The following is a 22,052-nucleotide window of genomic DNA, read 5'->3' on the forward strand; positions in this document are numbered from 1 at the left end:
ACCGGGTTCAGAGTGTGGGAGCTGGCTTGCCTGCGATGGCGGTGTATCCGTCACAGATGTATCAACTGATAGTCAGCTATCGCAGGCAAGCCAGCTCCCACATTTGAATCTCTGTCACTCTGAAAAACAGCGAGGCTTCAACGGATGAGAATCCTCGGCATTCTTTGCCTGCTACTCACACTGAACGGCTGCAGCTCCCTGCTGTTCTACCCCGAGCCCGGCCTGCCGTTCACGCCGGAAAAAGCCCATCTGCAATACCGCGACATCACCCTCACCACCGCCGACGGCGTGAAGCTGCACGCCTGGTGGCTGCCGGCCAAGCCCGGCGTGCCGCTCAAGGGCACGGTGTTGCACCTGCACGGCAATGGCGGCAACCTCGCCTGGCACTTGGGGGGCAGTTGGTGGTTGCCGGAGCAGGGTTACCAGGTACTGTTACTGGACTATCGCGGCTATGGGTTGTCCGAGGGCAAGCCGTCGTTACCGGCGATTTATCAGGACATTGACGCCGCCTTCAACTGGCTCGACAAAGCGCCTGAAGCCCAGCACCAGCCTTTGATAGTGCTCGGCCAAAGCCTCGGTGGCGCATTGGCCGTGCATTACCTCGCAGCCCATCCCGAACGCCAAACCCGGCTCAAAGCGCTGGTGCTGGACGGCGTGCCTGCCAGTTATCGTGACGTAGGACAATTCGCCCTCAGCACCTCCTGGTTAACATGGCCGTTTCAAGTGCCCTTGTCGTGGCTGGTGCCCGATGGTGACAGCGCGATCAATGCCATGCCCCGGCTGACCGGTGTGCCCAAACTGCTGTTCCACAGCCTGGATGACCCGATCGTGCCGCTGGCCAACGGCATTCGCCTGTACCAGGCCGCGCCGCCGCCAAGGGTGTTGCAACTGACCCGTGGCGGGCATGTGCAGACCTTTGCCGACAAGACCTGGCAGACCGTGATGCTGCGCCATCTGGACGACCCGCAGCACTTCAACGGCCTGCGCCGCCTGGGCGAAATTCCGAACTACCCCCTTCCAAAAGTTGATTCATCAGAGAGCCCGCAATGAGCGAAGAACGCAACATGATCCCGCTGATCCTCACCGGCATCGGCACCATTATCGGCACGGTCGGTTGCCTGTGGTTCTACGGTTACCTGCATTTCGCCAAGCCCGAGGATGCGTTGCTGCTCAGCGACTTCACCATGCTCAAGACCGTGCCTGGGGAGGATTACAAGATCTCCCTGACCCCGGCCCCGCAAGTGGCGCAATGCGTTGACGGCGTGCTGGTGATGTTTGATACCGAGCAAAAAGGCTTGAGCGGTGTTCTGGTGAACAACAAGAAACAGGCTGTGCGTTGCATGGGCCAGGAAACACCGCAATTGCAGCAATAACCTTCGCGCCTGAAATATCTGGAACCGTATCCCGTAAGAAGCCACTGACTGGGATGTCAGTGTTGCTGATAGTCAACTTACGTAGTGCGAATTCGGGAGTGGAATCATGAATATTGATGCAATTGGCAAGATGTTGGGTATGGCCAGAGGCCAAAATGGCCTGGATCAGGGCGGTGCTCAAGGCGCCGAGAAACAAGAAAAACAGGAACCCGATCTCATCAAAAAATTGATGGAAATGTTGTCAAGCGCAGGTGCAGGCGGCGCGGGCGGCGCAGGTGCTCAAGGCGGTGGCGGGGCGTCAGGCTCCGACTGCTCCGAATGTCAGAAGAGCCCCGAGGAGCTTGAAAGGCTGGCCGCCGGTAGCAAAGGCATGGAAGCGATGATGCCGGGCAACGACAGCGGTCGCCAAATCAACGTCTGACCGGCATAAAAAAACCCCACCATTAAGGTGGGGTTCTTTTATTCAGCATCAATCAACCAATCAGTTCGCCATCGACGAACGTGGTTTAACCGGCTGGTTGTCGTTGGAGATGGTCACTTCAACGCGACGGTTCATGGCACGGCCCGACACGCTGCCGTTGTCGGCAACCGGGTATTCCTTGCCGTAACCCTGGGTCACGATGCGCGAGATATCCACGCCTTGTTGAGCCAGTGCACGTTGTACGGACGCCGCACGGCGCTCGGACAGGCTCTGGTTGTACGAATCGGAACCGGTGCTGTCGGTGTAGCCTTCGACGATCACTTTACGGTCCGGGTTATCGCGCAGGAACTGAGCCAGCTTGGTGATGTTTACCAGACCGCTGGATTTCAGGTCGGACTTGTTGGTGGCAAACAGTACGTCACCAAACGTGACCAGGGTGCCGCGATCGGTTTGCTTGGCGTTCAAACTGTCTTGCAGTTGCTTGATTTGCGCGTCACGGGCCTGGAGCAGGGCACGAGCACGTTCGTCACCGGCGTTTTTCAGCTTGGCTTCGGATTCGCGCAGGGAGATGGTGTCCTTGGCGACTTCAACGCGCTGGTTGGTCAGGTAAGCCAACTGGTCGACTTTCTTCTCGTCTTCCTTGTCGCGGTAGGCCTTGTCAGCCTTGTCCAGCCACTCGCTGGCATCTTTGGTTTCCAGCGCCGCCAGCTTGGTAGCTTGCGGGTTGGTTTGCAGGGCCGAGAAGTTGGTCCGTGCATTTTCCAGGTTCGCGTTCGGCGGGGTGGAGCAGGCCGCCAGGGCAACGCTCATCGCCAGCAGGGCAGGGATCATCAATTGTTTACGCATAGTCGTGTCGTCCTTTCAATTCGATATCGGGTGCAATGCAATCAGGGGCGGCGGCTTACTGCTGCGGTTTGATAACCGCTGGGCGCATGCCTTCCTGACGCAGCTCCTGAACAGCTTTCTGGGAATCCTTCACCGCCTGATCGGCTTTGGCGGCCTGGGACTTGCGCTCTGCTACGCGAGCATCCCACTCGGCTTGCTCAGACAATTGACGGGCTTTGTCGTAGTTCTTGTCGTGCATGGCGATTTCGGCTTCTTTGAACTTGTCTTGAGCCGACTTCATTTCTACAGGTGCGTATTCGGTGCCACCGGCGCTGACTGCGCTGTTAACGGCAGACTGGGTCACGGCGTACTGCTCGGTTGGCGGGTTGCCGGCGCAACCTGCCAGAACGAAGCTGGTGCCGATTGCCAGCGCGGCCAATTTAAGCCCGCGCAGGTGGTTAAACGAGGATTTGGCAGTGCTGGTCTTCATCGTCTTCAACTCCATTAGGTAACTCCTGAAAAACATCAAAATCCATCTGGACTGGTCGGCTGCGGGCCCGGCGGTAAAGCACATGGCGCCAGTTCAAACGATCGTTCCAATGTGATGGCTTACCTGCTGTGACCGGAGGCTTTTTTCAAAAGTTCAGAGAAGATGGCGAATTGCCTAAAAAAATATTTGACTGATTGGTCAGCGTTTAAAAGTTGGAACTTTTGCCGCGCGCAGCGGTACGCCGAGCCTCTCTGAGGCCCGGAATACAGGGGTTTAGTTAGTTTTTACGGCGGGGTGTCAGTGCTTCTGTTCGTCGCCACTGGCTGACAAATCATGCAGATAGCGCCGCGACAGAGTCAGAAAACGCGGGGTAGGGCCGACGTCTTCGTACAGCGGGTCGCCCTCTTCATCGGTGGCGATCACCTGCTTGCCCTTGATGTACGGAAAGCTCGCTTCGAGCTCCTCCAGGGCGGCGCCGATGAGCTCGCCGAGCAGCTCTTCGGTTTGGCGTTTGGGGTACATCTCGGCAATGGCCGCCAACCGTGCGGCGGACTCCACATCCAGGTGGATCGCGTACTCGGTTTTGGTCAAGCGACCCTTGGCGTTCTCTTCCCAATGCTGGGCCAGTTCTCGAATTTTCATGGCAACCTCAGTTAAGCCCACGGGTTGCGGGCGGTGATGAGTGACCAGCCGCTCGCATGGATAACGCGGCGACTTACTGTTGAGACTAGCTGCAAGCGCCAAGGTTTAAAGTGTCTTGTCAGAAACCGCACCGGACGGCACTCTGGAACACCTGCGCGTCCCGGATTTCTGGCTGGAGATTGGCTGATGAGTGATATCGATGCACGCTTGCGTGAGGATGTTCACCTGCTGGGTGAGCTGTTGGGCAACACCATTCGAGAGCAGTACGGCGATGATTTTCTCGACAAGATCGAGCAGATCCGCAAAGGCGCCAAGGCCGACCGCCGTGGCGCCGATTCGGAGAAAGCCGCTGGCGATGAGCTGAGCGCGAGCCTCAATCAGTTGCAGGAAGACGAGTTGTTGCCGGTGGCGCGAGCCTTCAACCAGTTTCTCAACCTGGCCAATATCGCCGAGCAGTATCAGTTGATTCATCGACGTGATGAGTCGCAACCGGCGCCGTTTGAGTCCCGGGTACTCCCCGAGTTGCTGGCCCGTCTGCAAAGCGAAGGTCACAGCGATGAATCCCTGGCCCGCCAGCTGGCGCGTCTGGACATCGAACTGGTCCTGACCGCGCACCCCACTGAAGTGGCGCGTCGCACCCTGATTCAAAAATACGATGCGATTGCCGCACAACTGGCGTTGCAGGATCACCGCGACCTCACCACGGCTGAGCGCGAGCAAATCCGCGACCGCCTGCAACGGCTGATCGCCGAAGCCTGGCACACCGAAGAAATCCGCCGCATCCGGCCCACCCCGGTGGACGAAGCCAAGTGGGGCTTTGCGGTGATCGAGCATTCGCTGTGGCACGCCATCCCGAATTATTTGCGCAAGGCCGACCAGGCCCTGCATGCCGCCACTGGCCTGCGCTTGCCCCTTGAAGCGGCGCCGATTCGCTTCGCCTCGTGGATGGGCGGCGACCGTGACGGCAACCCGAATGTCACCGCGCCGGTCACCCGTGAAGTGCTGCTGCTGGCGCGCTGGATGGCGGCGGATTTGTACTTGCGCGACGTCGATCACCTGGCCTCCGAGTTGTCGATGCAACGCGCCAGCCCGGCGTTGCAAGCCAAGGTCGGCGACAGCGTCGAGCCGTATCGTGCAGTGCTCAAGCAACTGCGTGAACGCCTGCGCGCCACCCGCCAATGGGCCCACACTTCGCTGACGGCCAGCACCCCGGCGCCGGCGGACGTATTGCAGGACAACCGCGAGCTGCTCGACCCGCTGGAGCTGTGTTTCCAGTCCCTGCATGAGTGCGGCATGGGTGTGATCGCCGATGGTCCGTTGCTCGATTGCCTGCGCCGTGCGGTGACCTTCGGCCTGTTTCTGGTGCGCCTGGATGTGCGTCAGGATTCCAGTCGTCATTCGGCCGCCATGACCGAAATCACCGACTACCTGGGGCTGGGCCGTTATGAGGACTGGGACGAAGAAGCGCGCATCAGCTTCCTGACTAAAGAGTTGGCGAACCGTCGGCCACTGCTGCCGGGCTATTTCAAACCGTCGGCGGACACCGCCGAGGTGTTGAACACCTGCAAGGAAATCGCTGCTGCACCGGCGGCGTCACTGGGCTCGTACGTCATCTCCATGGCGGGCGCCGCCTCCGACGTACTGGCAGTGCAACTGCTGCTTAAAGAGTCGGGCGTGCAACGGCCGATGCGCGTAGTGCCGCTGTTTGAAACCCTGGCCGACCTGGATAACGCAGGCCCGGTGATGGAGCGCCTGCTGCAACTGCCGGGCTACCGCACGCGTTTGCAGGGCCCGCAGGAAGTGATGATCGGCTACTCGGATTCGGCCAAGGACGCCGGCACCACCGCAGCGGCCTGGGCGCAGTACCGCGCGCAGGAACGTCTGGTGGATATCTGCCGCGAGCAACAGGTGGAATTGCTGTTGTTCCACGGCCGTGGCGGCACCGTCGGCCGTGGCGGCGGCCCGGCTCACGCGGCGATCCTGTCGCAGCCGCCGGGCTCGGTGGCGGGGCGTTTCCGCACTACTGAGCAAGGCGAGATGATCCGCTTCAAGTTCGGTTTGCCGGACATCGCCGAGCAGAACCTCAACCTGTATCTGGCGGCCGTACTTGAAGCGACGTTGCTGCCACCGCCGCCGCCCGAGCCGGCCTGGCGCCATTTGATGGATGAATTGGCGGCAGACGGTGTCAGCGCTTATCGCGCGGTGGTGCGGGAAAACCCGCAGTTTGTCGAATATTTCCGTCAGTCCACCCCCGAGCAGGAGTTGGGCCGTTTGCCTCTGGGCAGTCGCCCGGCCAAGCGGCGTGCCGGTGGTATTGAAAGCCTGCGCGCGATTCCGTGGATTTTCGGCTGGACCCAAACCCGCCTGATGCTGCCCGCCTGGCTCGGCTGGGAAGCGGCCTTGAGCAAGGCGCTGGAGCGTGGCGAAGGCGAGCTGTTGGGGCAGATGCGTGAGCAGTGGCCGTTCTTCCGCACGCGCATCGATATGCTCGAAATGGTGCTGGCCAAGGCGGATGCCGATATCGCCCGCCTCTATGACGAGCGCCTGGTGCAGCCTGATTTGCTGCCATTGGGTGCGCACTTACGCGACCTATTGTCGCAGGCGTGCAAGGTGGTGCTTGGCCTGACTGGTCAGTCGCAACTGCTGGCCCACAGCCCGGACACGCTTGAGTTCATCCGCCTGCGCAACACCTACCTCGACCCGTTGCACCTGTTGCAGGCCGAATTGCTGGCGCGTTCGCGCCTGCAGGAGGCCCGGCAGGACAGCCCTCTGGAACAGGCGCTGCTGGTGTCCGTGGCCGGTATTGCCGCTGGTTTGCGCAACACCGGTTAAGGTTTTTCGCGTGTTCTCAAAGGCTTGCAGATGAACCGCAATGGCCGCTCCGAAAAGGGCGGCCATTGTTTTTGTAGCCCGGTTGCGCCTGGAGACACCCTGGCAACGGGCAGGGACAGCGTGGGTTGCTGCGACTTTCGGCGGCTTGTGTGGTTTGGGCCCGCTGTGTATCTTGATCAGCCTTTGGCCGTTTGATCGGCCTGGACCCATATTTTTACGAGATTTGCCCCCATGCGGCGAATCCGAGCGTCATCTCTATAAAAAATTGAGGAGCACATCAATGCGCGTCATTCTGCTGGGAGCTCCCGGGGCCGGTAAAGGTACTCAGGCAAAGTTCATCACTGAAAAATTCGGCATTCCACAAATCTCCACCGGCGACATGCTGCGCGCGGCTGTAAAGGCTGGCACCGAGCTGGGCCTGATCGCCAAGAGCGTGATGGACAGCGGCGGCCTGGTTTCCGATGATCTGATCATCAACCTGGTCAAGGAACGCATCAGCCAGGAAGATTGCAAAAACGGTTTCCTGTTCGACGGCTTCCCGCGCACCATTCCCCAGGCAGAAGCCCTGGTGAAAGCGGGCGTTGAGTTGGACGCCGTGGTCGAAATCGCGGTTGAAGACGAAGAAATCGTGCAACGTATCGCTGGCCGTCGTGTTCACGAAGCCTCGGGCCGCGTGTACCACACCGTCTACAACCCGCCAAAAGTGGCTGGCAAGGACGACATCACCGGCGAAGACCTGGTGCAGCGTAAAGACGACACCGAAGAAACCGTGCGTCATCGCCTGTCGGTCTACCATTCGCAGACCAAGCCACTGGTGGATTTCTACCAGAAGCTGTCCGCTGCCAACGGCAAACCGAAGTACAGCCACATCCCGGGTGTTGGTTCGGTGGAAGCAATCACCGCCAAGGTACTGCAAGCACTCAGCTGATTCAGTATTGCGCTGTGTAGACAACGGCCCGCTTGCGGGCCGTTGTTGTTTATACTGGCACACTTTTTTTCGACTTGGACACCGACACCGATGAGCACCCTGCTGGCCCTGGACACCGCGACTGAAGCTTGCTCCGTTGCCCTGCTGCATGATGGCAAGGTCACGAGCCACTACGAGGTGATTCCGCGCCTGCACGCGCAGAAGCTGTTGCCGATGATCAAGCAATTGCTTGAAGACGCAGGCACCACCCTGGCTGCCGTGGATGCCATCGCTTTCGGCCGTGGCCCCGGCGCGTTTACCGGTGTGCGCATTGCCATCGGTGTGGTGCAGGGCCTGGCCTTTGCACTGGAGCGCCCGGTGTTGCCGGTCTCCAACCTGGCGGTGCTGGCCCAGCGCGCATTGCGTGAACACGGCGCCTCGCAGGTGGCGGCGGCTATCGATGCGCGCATGGATGAAGTCTATTGGGGCTGCTACCGCGAAACTGCCGGCGAAATGCGCCTGGTGGGGGTGGAAGCGGTACAGCCGCCGGAATCTTCCGTGCTGCCCGAGGACGCCAGCGGTGACTGGTTCGGTGCCGGCACTGGTTGGGGTTACGGCGAGCGCATTGGCGTGAAACCGACCGCTCAGGACGCCGCAATGTTGCCTCACGCTAAAGACCTGCTGACGCTGGCACGCTTCGCGTTCGAGCGGGGTGAAGCCATTCCGGCGGATCAGGCTGCACCGGTGTACCTGCGTGACAAAGTGGCGCAAACCAAGGCTGAACGCGGGATTATTTGACGTCAAAAATGATGGCAATTTGGGGTAAAAACCTCCAATCGTCAGAATTTGACCCTGTTTTTAAACCTTTTACAAATTATGTGTTCTAGTTATCACCAGAGCATTTGCGCGCAACGGATCGCGCCACTAAAATGCCATCACTGATACCGAGTTCGCGTCCATGCGTATAGACGGCTTTTCCTCACAGTCCTACCCCATCAAGCGTAAGCCGCGTAAGGCTAACGTCACGGTAGACGATTCGGTCGAGGATTCGCCGGACTTCATCGAAGTCCAGTCTGAGGCTCACGCCAACACGCAAGCGCGCACCGGCGGTCTTCCCGCCCGTCAGCAAGACATGGTCTTCCCCCGCTCCATGAGCAAAAGCGTCGCCACCGCCCTGGCCAGCTACCTGACCACCGCCGGCTTTGTCGAATGGGATATGGAAGTGCTGGGTCTCGACATCCACATCTGATGCGCCTGCCTTACTTTATCGGTTGCCCGTCCTGGAGTGAAAACGCCTGGCGCGAGTACCTGTATCCGGCTGACGCGCGCTCCAGCGATTACCTCTCGCTGTATTCCCAGGTCTTCAACGCCGTTGAAGGCAACACCACGTTTTATGCCCGACCCTCGGCCGCCACCGTGCAGCGCTGGGCCGAAGTCATGCCTGAAGACTTTCGCTTCACCGCCAAATTCCCCGGGGACATCAGCCACGGCGGTGACCTGCGCGAGCAACTGCCGGCCGCCGAAAGTTTTGTCGGCTTGATGAGCCCACTGGGTGAGCGCGTTTCGCCCATGTGGCTGCAACTGTCGGCGAAATTTTCGCCGCAACGCCTCGGCGAGCTGGCCGGTTTTATTGATGGCCTTGAACGCCCGATGGCGGTGGAAGTGCGCCACCCGGAGTTCTTCGCCAAAGGCGATGCCGAGCGCACGCTTAACCGTCTGTTGCGTGACCGTGGCGTCGAACGTATCTGCCTCGACCCGCGCGCGCTGTTCAGTTGCACCTCCACCTCGGCGGCCGTGCTGCATGCGCAATCGAAAAAACCCAAGGTGCCGCCGCGTCCTGCTGCGTTGACTCAGTTTCCTCAAGTGCGATTTATTGGCCATCCCGAACTGGAAGCCAATGACCCGTTCCTGATCCCCTGGGTCGAGAAAATCGCCAGCTGGATCGAAGAGGGGCGCACGCCCTACGTCTTTCTGCACACCTCGGACAACCGCCTCGCAGCGCAACTGGCGCTGCGCTTTCACGCCAAACTGATGGCGCGCCTGCCCGGTTTACCGGCGCTGCCGACCTTGCATCGAGAACCCGAAGCGGAGCAACTGGGGTTACTCTAAGGCTCACTTTCCCGCCAGGAGCCCGTCATGGATGCCCAAACCCTTCGCGCCGAAACCTTCAAGGCCTTGCATGAGCGCGATCGCGCGTTCGTGATGCCCAACCCCTGGGACGCCGGCTCTGCCGTGATGCTCGCCAGCCTGGGTTTTGAGGCGCTGGCCACCACCAGCGCAGGCTTTGCTTTCAGCCTGGCGCGGCCGGATGCGGAAGGGGCGTTGTCGCTGGAAGATACGCTGGGTAACGCATCAGCGATTGTCCGCGCCACCGCATTGCCGGTGGCGGCAGACTTGGAAAACGGCTTCAGCGACACGCCGCACGGTTGCGCCCAGACCCTTCTGCGCGCCGCCGCCACCGGCATCGTTGGCGGCTCAATCGAAGATGCCACGGGCGTTGCTGCCGACCCGATCTATCCCTCCGACCTGTCCGTCGAACGCGTGGAAGCCGCCGTTGCCGCTGCACGCAGCTTGCCGTTCCCTTTCACCCTGACGGCCCGCGCGGAAAACCTCCTGCATGGCCGCCTGGATTTGCCTGACACCATCCGCCGCCTGCAGGCTTACGCCGAAGCGGGCGCCGACGTGCTGTATGCGCCGGGGCTGCGTAACGCTGAAGAAGTGCTGGCGGTGGTCAAGGCGGTCGCGCCCAAGCCCGTGAACGTGTTGATGTCCGGCGGCTTGAACCTCAGCGTGGCGCAACTGAGCGAGATGGGCGTGCGCCGCATCAGCGTCGGCTCGGCCATGGCGCTGGCGGCGTATGGTGAGTTCTATCGGGCGGCGCAGGAGGTCTATGAATTGGGCACGTTCACGTTTACCGAACGCAAGATGCCGTTCAGCCAGGCCAACGCATTTTTCAAGGGCTGAGGCGTGCGCTTTATCAACCTAGTGGGCATGCTGCTGTTGCTGGCCGGAGCATTCGTCGTGGGCGTGTGGCGTGGCTGGGTGCCGCTGCCGACTGCGTGGAACCCTTGGGCACCGCTGGATGTGCGCGCCAGCCCGAACCTGCTGACGCGTTTCAAGCTCAGCCGGCTGCAGGATGATCCGGCGCTGTGCGACCAAGTGCTGAAAACCTCCGGTTTGCGCGTCAGCCATCAAGCGGATACGCCGGTCGACGTGGCGTGCCCGCTGAGCAATATTTTGCGCGTGCAGGGTGCAGACGCGGCCCTGAGCAGCAGCTTTCTTGCCAGTTGCCCACTCGCCGTAGCGTTTGCCCTGTTCGAGCGCCACAGCCTTCAGCCGGCGGCGCAGGCGGTGTTTGGCCAGGCAGTGACGCGGGTTGATCACTTGGGCAGCTTTGCCTGTCGCACTGTCTACAACCGCGCCGACGGGCGACTCAGCGAACATGCGTCGGCCAATGCCCTGGATATCGCCGGCTTTCGGCTCGCGGATGGACGCAGCATCAGCGTGCTCAAGGACTGGCCGGGGGAGGGGGATAACGCACGCTTTTTGCGACAAGTGCGTGATGGCGCCTGCGAGGATTTCAACGTGGTGTTGAGCCCGGATTACAACGCTGCCCATCGCAACCATTTCCATCTGGACATGGGACGTTGGGGGGTGTGTCGCTGAGGCTCAGGCGGCCAGGCGCAGGTTGTTGATGATCAGCGGGCGTGCCCAGTGGTAGTCGAAGTCCAACGCCTTTTGTTGCGCCGCCAGTTCTTCGGTCGGGTAAGGCACCGCGGCGGGTGGCAGCAGGTCCAGTTCGAATTCGGCAATCGGCAGGTGCAGCGGGCGTGGTTCCGGCGCAGGGCCAGGCTCGGGCAACGGTTGGCCGGCCGTCAGCACGAGCGGGCGTACCCAACCGCTTTCGAAATTCTGCTGGCGCTGTTGAGCGACGATTTCGTCCGGCGGGAAAGGTGTGGCGGGTGGTGGCAGTAACTCGGTCTCGAATTCGGCGATCGGCAGGAACAGCGGCTCGGGTGGCGCGATTTCGGTGTCTTTCACGTCGCACTGACGTTGAGTGAGGATTTGCGACAGCAGGTCGGCGCCTTCGCTGGGTTCCACCGCCGGGTCCCTCGGCGCTGGCGCCTTGGCGGCGAGCGCGTCCGGCGTATCGCCGAGTTGCTCGGCCAACGCACGGGCGAAGAAGTCCTGCCACACATGACTCACCCCGGCCAGCGCTTGAGTATTGCGCAGGCCGTAGTGGTTGTGGGTCGGCAGTACACCGATGGTTAGGGGAAGAATGTCTGACATTTTTCTCGGTCGACGCTCAGCTCTGGCAAAATACCTGACTGTTGTTTTTATCGGCCGCTGTTTGCCGATCCTTAATATTTTTGAGCGTAGCGATTGATGAGCGAACAACCAGCGGCCAGCCGCATTCGGGTCGAGGCTTTGGCCGAAGGTTTCCAGGCGCGCGCCGAGCAATGGGCGGCGCAGCTTGAACTGCCTTTGCAACTGGATGAGGCGGACTTTTCCCTGCAAGTCGGGGAGCAAGGCCTACAGCTGCAACAGCTCGGGCCTGACGCGCCAGGGCCGGTGCGCGTGGACTTCGTTGAAGGCGGCGCGGCGCACCGGCGGTTATACGGCGGGGGCAGCGGGCAGATGATCGCCAAGGCGGTCGGCATCGCTCAGGGCGTACGCCCGCGAGTGCTGGATGCCACGGCCGGGTTGGGTAAGGACGCGTTTGTGCTGGCCAGCCTGGGCTGCGAGATGAGCCTGATCGAGCGCCAACCGCTGATCGGCGCCTTGCTCGAAGATGGCCTGGCGCGCGGCGCGGAGGATTTTGAAGTGGCGCCGATCGTGGCGCGGATGAAGCTGCTCAAGGGTAATTCCATCGACGTGATGCTCAATTGGGAAGGCGAGCCGCCCCAGGTGATCTACCTCGATCCGATGTTCCCGCACCGTGAGAAAACGGCGCTGGTGAAGAAGGAAATGCGCCTGTTTCGGCCACTGGTGGGCGATGATCCGGATGCACCGGCGTTGCTGGCGGCGGCGTTGGCGTTGGCCAGTCATCGAGTGGTGGTGAAGAGGCCGCGCAAGGCGCCGTGTATTGAAGGGCCCAAGCCGAGCCATGCGCTGGATGGCAAGTCCAGCCGGTATGACATCTATCCCAAGAAAGCGCTTAAATCTTGAGGGCCCCATCGCGGGCAAGCCCGGCTCCCACATTTGACCGCATTCCAGGCTGAGAACGCGGTCACCCGTGGGAGCTGGCTTGCCTGCGATGGCGCCAGTTCAGGCACAGCAAGGCTTCAGGGCCGATAAGCCCGCATAAACAACCCCACCACCTCTTGCACATGCGCCTCAGCCGCTTCCTCGCTCAACTGCCCGCCGCAGCCATACAGCAAACAGAAATTCGCCGTGCCCTTGAGCAGGCAAAAAAAGTGCTCAGCCGCCGTCAACGGTTTGTCGATGCTCAGCGCGCCACTCTCGTCGATCTTGCAAAGCAGGCGCTCCATGCCTTGCAGCATGCGCATCGGCCCGGCCTCAAAGAAGATCTGTGAGAGTTTCAGGTCCTGATTGCCCGTGGTCATCATCAGGCGATGCAGGTTCACCGACTCTTCGCTGTTGATCAGCCGATGAAAGCCGCGCGCGATGTTCAGCAGTACGGTTTCCACGGGCATGCCCGCAGGCAGCTCGAAATACATCACCGGCAACTGCTCCTCGCACTTGGCGACCACGGCCGCGGTGAACAAGGTCTCTTTGTCGGTGAAGTGGCTGTAGACGGTCAATTTCGACACGCCGGCCTCAAGGGCCACGGCATCCATGCTGGTGCTGGCGTAGCCATTGCTCAAAAACAGGATTTTCGCTGCTTCGAGGATTGCCTGGCGCTTTGCCATGTCCTTGGGGCGCCCGGGGCTATTGGTGTTCACAGGATTGTCGGACATTTTCACCTTTAATACTGGACTGGTGAGTTTGGTATTAATAACATACCCGCCAGTATAATTATTCCTAGCTTCATTTGCGAAAGGTCCTTCAGCATGCGCAGCACTTTCCTGCCTCTTGCGTTGCCTGTCAGCCTGATCTTCCTGTTGGCCGCGTGCGGTCATGAAGAAGCGGCCCAACCCACCATTCGCCCGGCCATGGTGGTGCAACCGCAGCCTTCGGCGCAGGCCATGGACAGTTATCCTGGCGAAGTGCGTGCGCGGTTTGAGCCGGACCTGGCCTTTCGCATCGGCGGCAAAGTCAGCAAGCGTCTGGTGGAGGAGGGCGAGCGGGTCAAGGCCAACCAACCGCTGGCAGAGCTCGACCCTCAGGATGTGCGCCTGCAACTGGAAGCCACCCGCGCACAGGTGGCCGCCGCCGAGGCCAACTTGAGCCTGGTACGCGCCGAACGTGACCGCTACAAGACCCTGATGGACCGTCAGATGGTCAGCCGCTCGCAGTACGACAATTCCGAAAACCTCTACCGATCCGGTGAAGCACGCCTTAAGCAAATCAAGGCTGAGTTCGACGTGTCCAGCAACCAGGCCGGTTACGCCGTGTTACGTGCGCCTCAGGACGGTGTGGTGGCCAAACGGGCTGTGGAAGTCGGCCAAGTGGTAGCGGCGGGTCAAACCGTATTCACCCTGGCCACCGATGGTGAGCGCGAAGTGCTGATCAGCCTGCCCGAGCAAGGCTTTGGCCGGTTCAAGATCGGTCAGCCGGTGTCGGTTGAATTGTGGAGCCAGCCGGACCAACGCTTTACCGGGCGCATTCGTGAGTTGTCCCCGGCAGCCGATCCAAAATCACGCACCTTCGCCGCCCGCGTCGCGTTCACCGGCGGCAAGGTCCCGGCTGAACTGGGCCAGAGTGCCCGCGTTTTCATACAGGCGGATGGCGTGATTCCGCTGTCGGTGCCGCTGTCTGCCCTCACTGCGGAGAATGGTGCGTCCTACGTCTGGCGCGTACAGCCGGATAACACGCTTAAACGCACGCCGGTGCGTATCGGCGCGTTCGGCGAAAAAACCGTTCCGGTATTGGAAGGTTTGAGCCCCGACGATTGGGTGATCGCGGCGGGCGTACACGTACTCCATGAGGGCCAGCAAGTGCGCCCGGTGGATCACTCCAACCGAGTGGTCAATCTGGCGGCGAACAAGGAGTAGTCCCCATGGGTTTCAATCTTTCCGAATGGGCGCTGCGTAATCGCCAGATCGTACTGTTCCTGATGATCCTGCTGGCGGTGGTTGGCACCTTGTCCTACACCAAGCTGGGACAAAGCGAAGACCCGCCGTTCACCTTCAAAGCCATGGTGATCAAGACCAATTGGCCGGGGGCCACGGCTCAGGAAGTCTCGCGCCTGGTGACCGAGCGCATCGAGAAAAAGCTGATGGAGACCGTCGACTATGAGCGCATCGTCTCCTTCTCGCGGCCCGGCGAATCCCAGGTCACCTTTATGGCCCGCGATTCGATGCACTCGGCGCAGATTCCGGACCTGTGGTACCAAGTGCGCAAGAAAATCAGCGACATTCGCCAGACCTTGCCGCCGGATATCCAGGGCCCGTTTTTCAACGATGAATTCGGTACTACGTTCGGCAACATCTACGCCCTGACCGGCGACGGTTTCGATTACGCCGTGCTCAAGGACTACGCCGACCGCATCCAGATTCAGCTGCAACGCGTGGCGGATGTGGGCAAGGTCGAGCTGCTTGGCCTACAGGACGAGAAGATCTGGATCGAGCTGTCCAACCTCAAGCTCGCCACCCTTGGCTTGCCATTGGCCGCCGTGCAACAGGCCTTGCAGGAACAGAACGCGGTCTCCACGGCAGGCTTCTTTGAAACCCCGACCGAACGTGTGCAATTGCGCGTGTCGGGTAATTTCAAAACCGTGGAAGAAATACGTAACTTCCCGATCCGCGTCGGTGACCGTACTTTCCGAATCGGCGACGTGGCTGACATCCACCGTGGCTTCAACGATCCACCGGCACCGCGCATGCGCTACATGGGCGCGGACGCCATTGGCCTGGCCGTGGCCATGCGGGATGGCGGCGACATCCTGGTGCTGGGCAAAGCCCTTGAAGGCGAATTCGCACGCCTGCAGAAGAACCTGCCCGCAGGCATGGAACTGCGCAAGGTGTCAGACCAGCCGGCAGCGGTGAAAACCAGCGTCGGCGAATTTGTGCAGGTATTGGCCGAAGCCTTGGCCATCGTGTTGCTGGTGAGTTTCTTCTCCCTCGGTGTACGCACCGGCATGGTGGTGGCGCTGGCGATTCCGCTGGTATTGGCTATGACCTTTGCCACCATGTATTACCTCGGCATCGGCCTGCACAAGATTTCCCTCGGCGCGTTGGTCCTCGCGTTGGGTTTGCTGGTAGACGATGCAATCATCGCCGTGGAAATGATGGCGATCAAAATGGAACAGGGCTACGACCGGCTTAAAGCCGCTAGTTTTGCCTGGACCAGCACGGCCTTCCCGATGCTGACCGGTACGCTGATTACCGCAGCCGGTTTCCTGCCGATTGCCACCGCCCAATCGAGCACAGGCGAATACACCCGTTCGATTTTCCAGGTGGTGACCATCGCCTTGCTGGCCTCGTGGGTTGCTGCCGTGGTGTTTGTGCCGTACCTGGGGGAAAAACTCCTGCCGGACCTGGCGAAAATTCATGCAGCCAAACACGGTGCTGATGGGCCTGATCCTTACGGCACACCTTTCTACCAGCGCGTAAGACGTTTGGTCGAATGGTGCGTGCGTCGGCGCAAGACCGTGATCGTGCTGACCCTGCTGTTGTTTATCGGCTCGGTGGCGCTGTTTCGTTTTGTGCCGCAACAATTCTTCCCGGCTTCCGGTCGGCTGGAGCTGATGGTCGATCTGAAACTGGCCGAAGGCGCCTCCCTGAGCAACACCGCCGATCAGGTCAAACGCCTCGAAGCCTTGCTCAAGGAACACGCCGGCATCGAGAACTATGTGGCCTATGTCGGCACCGGTTCGCCGCGTTTCTATCTCCCTCTGGATCAACAACTGCCCGCCGCCAGCTTCGCCCAATTCGTTGTATTGGCTAAAACCATTGAAGAGCGTGAAAGCCTGCGCACCTGGCTGATTGAAACCCTCAACGAGCAATTCCCCGAGTTGCGCTCGCGGGTCACGCGCCTGGAAAACGGCCCGCCTGTGGGTTACCCGGTGCAATTCCGTGTGACGGGCGAGCACATCGAAGAAGTCCGCGCGCTGGCGCGGAAAGTGGCGGCCAAGGTTCGCGAAAATACCCACGTGGTCAACGTGCACCTGGACTGGGAAGAACCGAGCAAAATCGTCTACCTGAATATCGACCAGGACCGCGCCCGCGCCCTCGGCGTGAGCACCGCCAATCTGTCGAAATTCCTGCAAAGCTCCCTCACCGGCTCCAGCGTGAGCCAGTACCGGGAGGACAACGAGTTGATCGAGATCCTGCTGCGCGGCACGGTGCACGAGCGCACTGAGTTGTCGTTGCTGCCAAGCCTGGCGGTACCGACCGACAATGGCAAAAGCGTCGCGCTGTCGCAGATTGCGACCCTCGAATACGGCTTTGAAGAGGGCATCATCTGGCACCGCAACCGCCTGCCGACGGTGACCATCCGCGCCGACATCTATGGCAAGGAGCAACCGGCGACCCTGGTGCAGCAGATTTTGCCGACCCTTGAAGGCGTGCGGGCCGAATTGCCGGATGGCTACCTGCTCGAAGTGGGTGGCACCGTTGAAGATTCCGCCCGAGGCCAGAACTCGGTGAATGCCGGTGTGCCGCTGTTCATCGTGGTGGTGCTCACGTTGTTGATGCTGCAACTGCGCAGTTTCTCACGCACCGCGATGGTGTTTCTGACGGCGCCGCTGGGCTTGATCGGGGTGAGCCTGTTCCTGCTGGTATTCCGCCAGCCCTTCGGCTTTGTGGCCATGCTGGGGACTATCGCGCTGTCGGGGATGATCATGCGTAACTCGGTGATTCTGGTGGACCAGATCGAGCAGGACATCAAGGCCGGCCTCACGCCGTGGCAAGCGATTATCGAAGCCACCGTGCGACGTTTCAGGCCGATTGTGCTGACAGCACTGGCGGCGGTGCTGGCGATGATTCCGTTGTCGCGCAGTGTGTTCTTCGGGCCCATGGCCGTGGCGATCATGGGCGGATTGATTGTGGCGACGGCATTGACGCTGTTGTTTCTGCCGGCCCTGTATGCGGCGTGGTTTCGGGTGAAGAAGGACGCCGCCTGATCACGCTGGCCCCCGGTCCTGCACCTGTCCGGACCGGGCGGTTTTACATGCCGAAGCAAACCCCGTTAAAACCGAGGGAACGTTCCTCTTTCTCACTCCACTCAGAAAAGCCTGATGGACAGGCGCAGGGTTCGGCTTGGTCAGTAGCCTGTCGAACCTTTCTCAATGAGTTTATGGAGTGCCAGATGTCTTTTTTTAATGCCATTGCCAATTTCAAAATCGCGCTTCTAGAAGCGTTGACCGGCAATAATTTGCCTTATAAAGGTAGTGAGTGGGAGAAGCCGCAAAAGCCGGGGTATGGCAATTCTGCCCATCATCACCGTCCTCATAGCAGTCAGCCAAGTTGCAACTGGTCGCAACCCGCCAAGCCGGTTCACGGCAAGCCACACGCGCACCCGGCTCCTGAGTATCAAGTGCCGATCAGGCCTTCGTATCCAATCTGTTCGTTGAACCGCTAGGAGGCTAGCGAGAGACAGCTGCGCCCAAGCCCGTGATAAATGGCCTGGGCGCAGTGAGGGGAGGGGTTACAGCGCGCCAAACACCTTTTTCGCCAAACTGGTGGCCGCAGCCGCCGGGTTCTTGCGAATGGTTTCTTCCTGTTGGGCGATCATCTTGAACAGGCCGTCCAGCGCTTGCTCGGTCACGTAGTTTTCCACGTTGGCGCTCTTGGCATCCACTGCGCCAAAGGCCGCGGCCTTGCCGGCCAGCGCGTTGTATTGCTGGGCAACGCCCACCTTGTCGGTCGCCGCCTTGACGATCGGCAGGAACTTGGCGCGGATCTGATCACGACTGCTTTTGTTCAGGTATTGAGTAGCCGAATCCTGGCCCCCGGTGAGGATGCCCTTGGCATCGGTCACGCTCATGTTTTTAACCGCGTTGACCAGAATCGGCTGAGCCTGGGTCACGGCGGATTCCGCCGCCTTGTTCATGCTGGTTTCCAGCTGTGTGACCTGATCACCCATGCCAAACATTTTCAGCTTGTCAGCCACTTTGCCCAGCTTGCCGGGCAAGCCGATTTTCACTTCAGGGTTATTGCTGAAACCACCGGGCACACCCAGTTGTTTCACGGCGATTTGCGCGCCTTGGGTCAGCGCGTCCTTGAGGCCGCCGGAGGCGTCGCCTTGGGACAGGCTGGAAAGGTCCAGCGCCATGGCGTTGGCACCGAGCAACAGGCCGGCGCACAGGGCAGTGAGGCGAAGGGAATTACGGAGCATGGTCGCTTCCTTATGTTCGAATTCAGTGGGCTACTGCATCAACGCGCAGGCGCAGAGGTTGTGGATCCTGACCGTTGAGCTGCACAGCGTGCCGTTCGGTGGTAATAAACAGTAGCTTGCCGTCCAGCTCGATGCGAGCGGTCACCGAGTAAGTGTGGCCAGGTTTGACCTGGGCCGGGTCGTAGCTCAAATGAAACGGCAGCGGCACCTGGCCTTTGACCGGGCCTTTCTGTTCGGCGAGGGTCACGGCTGGTGCGTCCATCAGGGACACGTCCTGCAGGCTGACGCTTAAGGTGGCAGCGGGCGGCAATGCGATGCGCTGCAGGTAGAACACTTCGCCGTCGAGGCTGGCCTTCGGGGCAGGGTTCATCGATTGGCAGGCTCCGAGCAGGGCGGTCAGGCCCAGGAGGATGATCTTTTTCATGGTACAGCTCCTTGTCAACGGCGCCGGCATCCAACCGGCGCCTGTTTAAATCTAGCGGCTTTCTTCAGGGTTGACCGGTTCAGCCGTTGCTTCAGCGGCGCCATCGACGCGGTGCAGCGCCACCTGGCGGATCGACAGGCGAATGTCGGCGGGCAACACGCGCTTCGCCGCACCCTCAGCCAATTCGCCGAGCAGGTCGTGGTAGCTCAACTTGCCGGCCTCATCGCGGCGCAGCACATCTTGCTCCAGCAACGTCTGAATAAAATGTCGGAAAAGGCTTTTGTCGAAGAACTCCGGGGCATTGAGGCCATGCAGGATCGACAGGCGCTGAGCCATGATCGTGCACAGGTCTTCCAGCTCCTCGGCGCTGATGCTGTTCTGGCCGCTGTTGAGCAGCAGCGAGATCGCCATGTAGAAGCGCTGCAGGGTCTGGGCGATGCTCTTGGACAGCAGCGTCAGCAGCACAAAGTGCCGCGAACTTGGCGCCGGGCGCAGGTACACGTTGTTTTCGAAGCGCAGCAGGCCCTGTTCGACAAACGCCTCCAGCCACTGATCGACCACGGCGTCCAGTTCGTCCAGTGACCAGCGGATAAACAGCTCCGACTGCAAGTACGGGTAGAGCGCGCGGGTGTAGCGCAGGATCTGTTCGCGGCTCATGCGCGAGCTGCTCTGGAAGAAGCTCGCCAGCAACGCGGGCAGGGCGAAGATATGCAGCACGTTGTTGCGGTAGTAGGTCATCAGGACGGCGTTTTGCTCGTCCAGGTACACAATCTTGCCCAGCGCGTCGCTCTGTTCGGCCAGCAGGTTCATGTCCTTGACGTGCTTGATCAACGCCAGGCCATCGCCTTCCGGCAAGGTGGTATGCGGCGAGTACGGCACACGGCGCAGCAGTGCCAGGTACAGGTCCAGCTGGCGCGCCATGGCTTGTTCATCCAGGGCCAGGCGTGTAGTGGACAGCAATGCCAACGCCACCAGGTTCACCGGGTTTACAGCAGCGGCTTCGTTCAAGTGGCGCGCCACCTGCTCGCCAAGGCGGTTGGTGGTTTCGTTGAGCCAGGCCGGTTTGTAGTTCGGGCCCAGGTCCTGGGTGCGCCAGTCCGGCTGCTCGGCGTCGAGGAACTGCGCCAGTTTGATCGGCTCGCCGAAGTTGACCGCGACCTGGCCGAAGCGCTGCTTGAGTGCGCCGACCACTTTGAAAATATCGAAGATCGACTCTTTCTTCTTGGTCGCACCGCGCAACTCACCCAGGTAGGTGCGGCCTTCGAGTACACGCTCGTAGCCGATGTACACCGGCACAAACACAATCGGCATGCGCGAGGAGCGCAAGAAGCTGCGCAGGGTAATCGCCAGCATGCCGGTTTTCGGTTGCAGCATGCGCCCGGTGCGCGAGCGTCCGCCTTCGACGAAGTACTCCACCGGAAACCCCTTGGTAAACAGGGTGTGCAGGTATTCGTTGAACACCGAGGTGTACAGCGGGTTGCCCTTGAAGGTGCGGCGCATGAAAAACGCACCGCCACGGCGCAGCAGGCTGCCGATGACCGGCATGTTCAGGTTGATCCCGGCGGCGATGTGCGGCGGGGTCAGGCCGTTTTTAAAAAGCAGATAAGACAGCAACAGGTAGTCGATGTGGCTGCGGTGGCAAGGCACGTAGATCACCTCGTAACCCTGGGCAACCTTTTGCACACCTTCGATGTTGTTGACCTTGATGCCGTCGTAGATTTTGTTCCAGAACCAGCTCAGCACCACTTCGAGAAAGCGGATCGCGGTGTAGGTGTAGTCCGAGGCGATCTCGTTGCCATAGCGCAGGGCCTGGGCCTTGGCTTTTTCCGGGGAGATTTTTTCCCGTTCGGCCTCGTCCGCGATGGCCTGGCGCACCAGTGGCATGTTGACCAGGCCTTTGACCAGGTTGCGCCGGTGCGACAAGTCGGGGCCGATGACGGCGGTTTTGAGGTTACGAAAGTGCACGCGCAGGATGCGTTGGGCCATGCGCACGGTGCGTTCGTGACCTTTATTGTGTTCGATCAATTCACGCAGGTTGATGGGCGCGGAGAATTGCACACGGGTCTTGCGCCCCAGGATCAGGATGCTCAACAACCGGCGCAGGCGCCCGGTAACGGCCCAGCTGTCGGCAAACAGCAGTTTCCATGGGCTGGACTCGCTTTCCGGCGACTGACCCCAGAACACGCTGACCGGAATGATTTGTGCATTCTCTTCGGCGTGCTCGGTCAGGGTATTGACCAAGCGGGTCAAGGTTGGCGGTGCGCCGCGTTTGTCCTGACGGCCGAGCCAATCGGGTTCTGGCGTGAGGTAGAAGAACGCTGCGGGTTCCATCAACGGGCCTACCGACACGGGCAGCACCGGGCGCGGCAGGCCGGCCTTGGTGCATTCCTTGTCAACCACTGCCAATTCGCTGAGGGAGGGTGATTGCAGGACGTAGAACACCGGCCGGCTGCGGTCCAGGTTAAGGGTTAGGGACGACTGGTTGATCGTCTCCGAGCGAACCCAGAGGTACAACAGTCGGCGCAAGGTGCCAAACACCAGACGGCGGAACGGGGAGCGGGTCATAGGCGTGCTGCTTCAAGTGGAAAAAACCGAGCAGGCGCTCGGGCGGGTAGTGTGCCGTATTCGCCGAAAATCGGCAAAAAAGCAGCTATGTAAACTTGAGTTGATCGTTTTTGAGCCTGTCTTATACTCGGCAGTTCAATGCGACCGGCTCAACAATAAAAATGCATGTG

Annotated in this window: 22 protein-coding genes; 14 read left to right on the plus strand and 8 right to left on the minus strand. The window is 60.6% G+C overall.

Translation table 11 applies throughout. From position 1 onward, the window contains the following. The first annotated feature begins 144 nt into the window (after positions 1–144). The 3 genes from BFW87_RS17810 to BFW87_RS17820 all read left to right on the plus strand — a co-directional run bounded on the left by BFW87_RS17810 (position 145) and on the right by BFW87_RS17820 (position 1,794). Positions 145–1,050: an alpha/beta hydrolase gene (locus BFW87_RS17810; RefSeq protein ID WP_078741060.1), complete on the plus strand. Its 906-nt coding sequence runs from the start codon at positions 145–147 to the stop codon at positions 1,048–1,050. Beyond that, a complete protein-coding gene (locus BFW87_RS17815) occupies positions 1,047–1,373 on the plus strand; it encodes a hypothetical protein (RefSeq protein WP_078741061.1) in 327 nt (108 codons plus the stop codon). Before BFW87_RS17810 ends, BFW87_RS17815 begins: the two co-directional genes overlap by 4 nt. A gap of 106 nt (positions 1,374–1,479) precedes the next feature. Further along, the gene (locus BFW87_RS17820) at positions 1,480–1,794 is read left to right on the plus strand and encodes a hypothetical protein (RefSeq protein ID WP_254865905.1); all 315 of its coding nucleotides are present in this window, start codon (positions 1,480–1,482) and stop codon (positions 1,792–1,794) included. Between the two features lie 60 nt (positions 1,795–1,854). Here BFW87_RS17820 and BFW87_RS17825 read toward each other — a convergent pair whose 3' ends face one another. The 3 genes from BFW87_RS17825 to BFW87_RS17835 form a co-directional block, all read right to left on the minus strand. After that, positions 1,855–2,640, minus strand: coding sequence for an OmpA family protein (locus BFW87_RS17825; protein ID WP_078741062.1), 786 nt, complete (start codon positions 2,638–2,640; stop codon positions 1,855–1,857). 55 nt (positions 2,641–2,695) lie between these two features. Continuing rightward, entirely contained in the window at positions 2,696–3,124 is a 429-nt protein-coding gene (locus tag BFW87_RS17830) for a DUF4398 domain-containing protein (RefSeq protein ID WP_078741063.1), read from the minus strand. A 282-nt stretch (positions 3,125–3,406) separates the two neighbouring features. After that, positions 3,407–3,751, minus strand: coding sequence for a pilin assembly protein (locus tag BFW87_RS17835; protein WP_078741064.1), 345 nt, complete (start codon positions 3,749–3,751; stop codon positions 3,407–3,409). Between the two features lie 186 nt (positions 3,752–3,937). Between BFW87_RS17835 and ppc the strand changes: the two genes are divergently transcribed. From ppc to BFW87_RS17870, 7 genes are all read left to right on the plus strand, one after another. Further along, positions 3,938–6,583, plus strand: coding sequence for a phosphoenolpyruvate carboxylase (gene ppc / locus BFW87_RS17840; protein WP_078741065.1), 2,646 nt, complete (start codon positions 3,938–3,940; stop codon positions 6,581–6,583). Between the two features lie 280 nt (positions 6,584–6,863). Next, positions 6,864–7,511, plus strand: coding sequence for an adenylate kinase (adk, locus tag BFW87_RS17845; RefSeq protein ID WP_078741066.1), 648 nt, complete (start codon positions 6,864–6,866; stop codon positions 7,509–7,511). 90 nt (positions 7,512–7,601) lie between these two features. Then, the gene (tsaB, locus tag BFW87_RS17850; RefSeq protein ID WP_078741067.1) at positions 7,602–8,288 is read left to right on the plus strand and encodes a tRNA (adenosine(37)-N6)-threonylcarbamoyltransferase complex dimerization subunit type 1 TsaB; all 687 of its coding nucleotides are present in this window, start codon (positions 7,602–7,604) and stop codon (positions 8,286–8,288) included. 160 nt (positions 8,289–8,448) lie between these two features. After that, positions 8,449–8,739, plus strand: coding sequence for a hypothetical protein (locus BFW87_RS17855; RefSeq protein ID WP_078741068.1), 291 nt, complete (start codon positions 8,449–8,451; stop codon positions 8,737–8,739). Beyond that, a complete protein-coding gene (locus tag BFW87_RS17860) occupies positions 8,739–9,599 on the plus strand; it encodes a DUF72 domain-containing protein (RefSeq protein WP_078741069.1) in 861 nt (286 codons plus the stop codon). The genes BFW87_RS17855 and BFW87_RS17860 overlap by 1 nt, the downstream gene beginning before the upstream one ends. A gap of 27 nt (positions 9,600–9,626) precedes the next feature. After that, the gene (locus tag BFW87_RS17865; protein WP_078741070.1) at positions 9,627–10,454 is read left to right on the plus strand and encodes an isocitrate lyase/PEP mutase family protein; all 828 of its coding nucleotides are present in this window, start codon (positions 9,627–9,629) and stop codon (positions 10,452–10,454) included. Positions 10,455–10,481: 27 nt separating this feature from the next. Then, positions 10,482–11,156, plus strand: coding sequence for an extensin-like domain-containing protein (locus BFW87_RS17870; protein ID WP_439848392.1), 675 nt, complete (start codon positions 10,482–10,484; stop codon positions 11,154–11,156). A 3-nt stretch (positions 11,157–11,159) separates the two neighbouring features. On the opposite strand, the gene BFW87_RS17875 is transcribed toward BFW87_RS17870, so the two are convergent. Then, positions 11,160–11,780 (minus strand): energy transducer TonB, encoded by a 621-nt coding sequence (locus BFW87_RS17875; RefSeq protein ID WP_078741072.1) that lies wholly within the window; start codon positions 11,778–11,780, stop codon positions 11,160–11,162. Positions 11,781–11,876: 96 nt separating this feature from the next. On the opposite strand from BFW87_RS17875, the gene BFW87_RS17880 reads away from it, so the two are divergent. After that, positions 11,877–12,659, plus strand: coding sequence for a class I SAM-dependent methyltransferase (locus tag BFW87_RS17880; RefSeq protein WP_078741073.1), 783 nt, complete (start codon positions 11,877–11,879; stop codon positions 12,657–12,659). A 116-nt stretch (positions 12,660–12,775) separates the two neighbouring features. On the opposite strand, the gene BFW87_RS17885 is transcribed toward BFW87_RS17880, so the two are convergent. Beyond that, positions 12,776–13,411 (minus strand): TetR/AcrR family transcriptional regulator, encoded by a 636-nt coding sequence (locus tag BFW87_RS17885; RefSeq protein ID WP_078741074.1) that lies wholly within the window; start codon positions 13,409–13,411, stop codon positions 12,776–12,778. A gap of 93 nt (positions 13,412–13,504) precedes the next feature. Between BFW87_RS17885 and BFW87_RS17890 the strand changes: the two genes are divergently transcribed. Genes BFW87_RS17890 through BFW87_RS31605 form a run of 3 tightly spaced genes read left to right on the plus strand, consistent with a single transcriptional unit; the run spans position 13,505 to position 18,137 of the window. Next, positions 13,505–14,608, plus strand: a complete 1,104-nt coding sequence (locus tag BFW87_RS17890; protein ID WP_078741075.1) for an efflux RND transporter periplasmic adaptor subunit — start codon at positions 13,505–13,507, stop codon at positions 14,606–14,608. A gap of 5 nt (positions 14,609–14,613) precedes the next feature. Continuing rightward, a complete protein-coding gene (locus BFW87_RS17895; RefSeq protein ID WP_078741076.1) occupies positions 14,614–17,679 on the plus strand; it encodes an efflux RND transporter permease subunit in 3,066 nt (1,021 codons plus the stop codon). Positions 17,680–17,726: 47 nt separating this feature from the next. Next, the gene (locus BFW87_RS31605; RefSeq protein WP_139372453.1) at positions 17,727–18,137 is read left to right on the plus strand and encodes a hypothetical protein; all 411 of its coding nucleotides are present in this window, start codon (positions 17,727–17,729) and stop codon (positions 18,135–18,137) included. 66 nt (positions 18,138–18,203) lie between these two features. Here BFW87_RS31605 and BFW87_RS17900 read toward each other — a convergent pair whose 3' ends face one another. Genes BFW87_RS17900 through plsB form a run of 3 tightly spaced genes read right to left on the minus strand, consistent with a single transcriptional unit; the run spans position 18,204 to position 21,882 of the window. Beyond that, on the minus strand, positions 18,204–18,893 hold the full coding sequence (locus tag BFW87_RS17900) for a DUF4197 domain-containing protein (protein WP_078741077.1): 690 nt from the start codon (positions 18,891–18,893) through the stop codon (positions 18,204–18,206). 22 nt (positions 18,894–18,915) lie between these two features. Continuing rightward, entirely contained in the window at positions 18,916–19,317 is a 402-nt protein-coding gene (locus BFW87_RS17905; RefSeq protein WP_078741078.1) for a YbaY family lipoprotein, read from the minus strand. Positions 19,318–19,368: 51 nt separating this feature from the next. Continuing rightward, entirely contained in the window at positions 19,369–21,882 is a 2,514-nt protein-coding gene (gene plsB / locus BFW87_RS17910) for a glycerol-3-phosphate 1-O-acyltransferase PlsB (RefSeq protein ID WP_078741079.1), read from the minus strand. Between the last annotated feature and the right edge of the window lie 170 nt (positions 21,883–22,052).

Source organism: Pseudomonas fluorescens, assembly GCF_002022275.1.
Taxonomy (GTDB): domain Bacteria; phylum Pseudomonadota; class Gammaproteobacteria; order Pseudomonadales; family Pseudomonadaceae; genus Aquipseudomonas; species Aquipseudomonas fluorescens_AJ.

Coding starts and splice junctions, on each gene's coding strand:
- BFW87_RS17810 (WP_078741060.1), top strand. CDS start 145: ATGAGAATCCTCGGCATTCTTTGCCTGCTACTCACACTGAACGGCTGC.
- BFW87_RS17815 (WP_078741061.1), top strand. CDS start 1,047: ATGAGCGAAGAACGCAACATGATCCCGCTGATCCTCACCGGCATCGGC.
- BFW87_RS17820 (WP_254865905.1), top strand. CDS start 1,480: ATGAATATTGATGCAATTGGCAAGATGTTGGGTATGGCCAGAGGCCAA.
- BFW87_RS17825 (WP_078741062.1), bottom strand. CDS start 2,640: ATGCGTAAACAATTGATGATCCCTGCCCTGCTGGCGATGAGCGTTGCC.
- BFW87_RS17830 (WP_078741063.1), bottom strand. CDS start 3,124: ATGGAGTTGAAGACGATGAAGACCAGCACTGCCAAATCCTCGTTTAAC.
- BFW87_RS17835 (WP_078741064.1), bottom strand. CDS start 3,751: ATGAAAATTCGAGAACTGGCCCAGCATTGGGAAGAGAACGCCAAGGGT.
- ppc (WP_078741065.1), top strand. CDS start 3,938: ATGAGTGATATCGATGCACGCTTGCGTGAGGATGTTCACCTGCTGGGT.
- adk (WP_078741066.1), top strand. CDS start 6,864: ATGCGCGTCATTCTGCTGGGAGCTCCCGGGGCCGGTAAAGGTACTCAG.
- tsaB (WP_078741067.1), top strand. CDS start 7,602: ATGAGCACCCTGCTGGCCCTGGACACCGCGACTGAAGCTTGCTCCGTT.
- BFW87_RS17855 (WP_078741068.1), top strand. CDS start 8,449: ATGCGTATAGACGGCTTTTCCTCACAGTCCTACCCCATCAAGCGTAAG.
- BFW87_RS17860 (WP_078741069.1), top strand. CDS start 8,739: ATGCGCCTGCCTTACTTTATCGGTTGCCCGTCCTGGAGTGAAAACGCC.
- BFW87_RS17865 (WP_078741070.1), top strand. CDS start 9,627: ATGGATGCCCAAACCCTTCGCGCCGAAACCTTCAAGGCCTTGCATGAG.
- BFW87_RS17870 (WP_439848392.1), top strand. CDS start 10,482: ATGCTGCTGTTGCTGGCCGGAGCATTCGTCGTGGGCGTGTGGCGTGGC.
- BFW87_RS17875 (WP_078741072.1), bottom strand. CDS start 11,780: ATGTCAGACATTCTTCCCCTAACCATCGGTGTACTGCCGACCCACAAC.
- BFW87_RS17880 (WP_078741073.1), top strand. CDS start 11,877: ATGAGCGAACAACCAGCGGCCAGCCGCATTCGGGTCGAGGCTTTGGCC.
- BFW87_RS17885 (WP_078741074.1), bottom strand. CDS start 13,411: ATGTCCGACAATCCTGTGAACACCAATAGCCCCGGGCGCCCCAAGGAC.
- BFW87_RS17890 (WP_078741075.1), top strand. CDS start 13,505: ATGCGCAGCACTTTCCTGCCTCTTGCGTTGCCTGTCAGCCTGATCTTC.
- BFW87_RS17895 (WP_078741076.1), top strand. CDS start 14,614: ATGGGTTTCAATCTTTCCGAATGGGCGCTGCGTAATCGCCAGATCGTA.
- BFW87_RS31605 (WP_139372453.1), top strand. CDS start 17,727: ATGCCGAAGCAAACCCCGTTAAAACCGAGGGAACGTTCCTCTTTCTCA.
- BFW87_RS17900 (WP_078741077.1), bottom strand. CDS start 18,893: ATGCTCCGTAATTCCCTTCGCCTCACTGCCCTGTGCGCCGGCCTGTTG.
- BFW87_RS17905 (WP_078741078.1), bottom strand. CDS start 19,317: ATGAAAAAGATCATCCTCCTGGGCCTGACCGCCCTGCTCGGAGCCTGC.
- plsB (WP_078741079.1), bottom strand. CDS start 21,882: ATGACCCGCTCCCCGTTCCGCCGTCTGGTGTTTGGCACCTTGCGCCGA.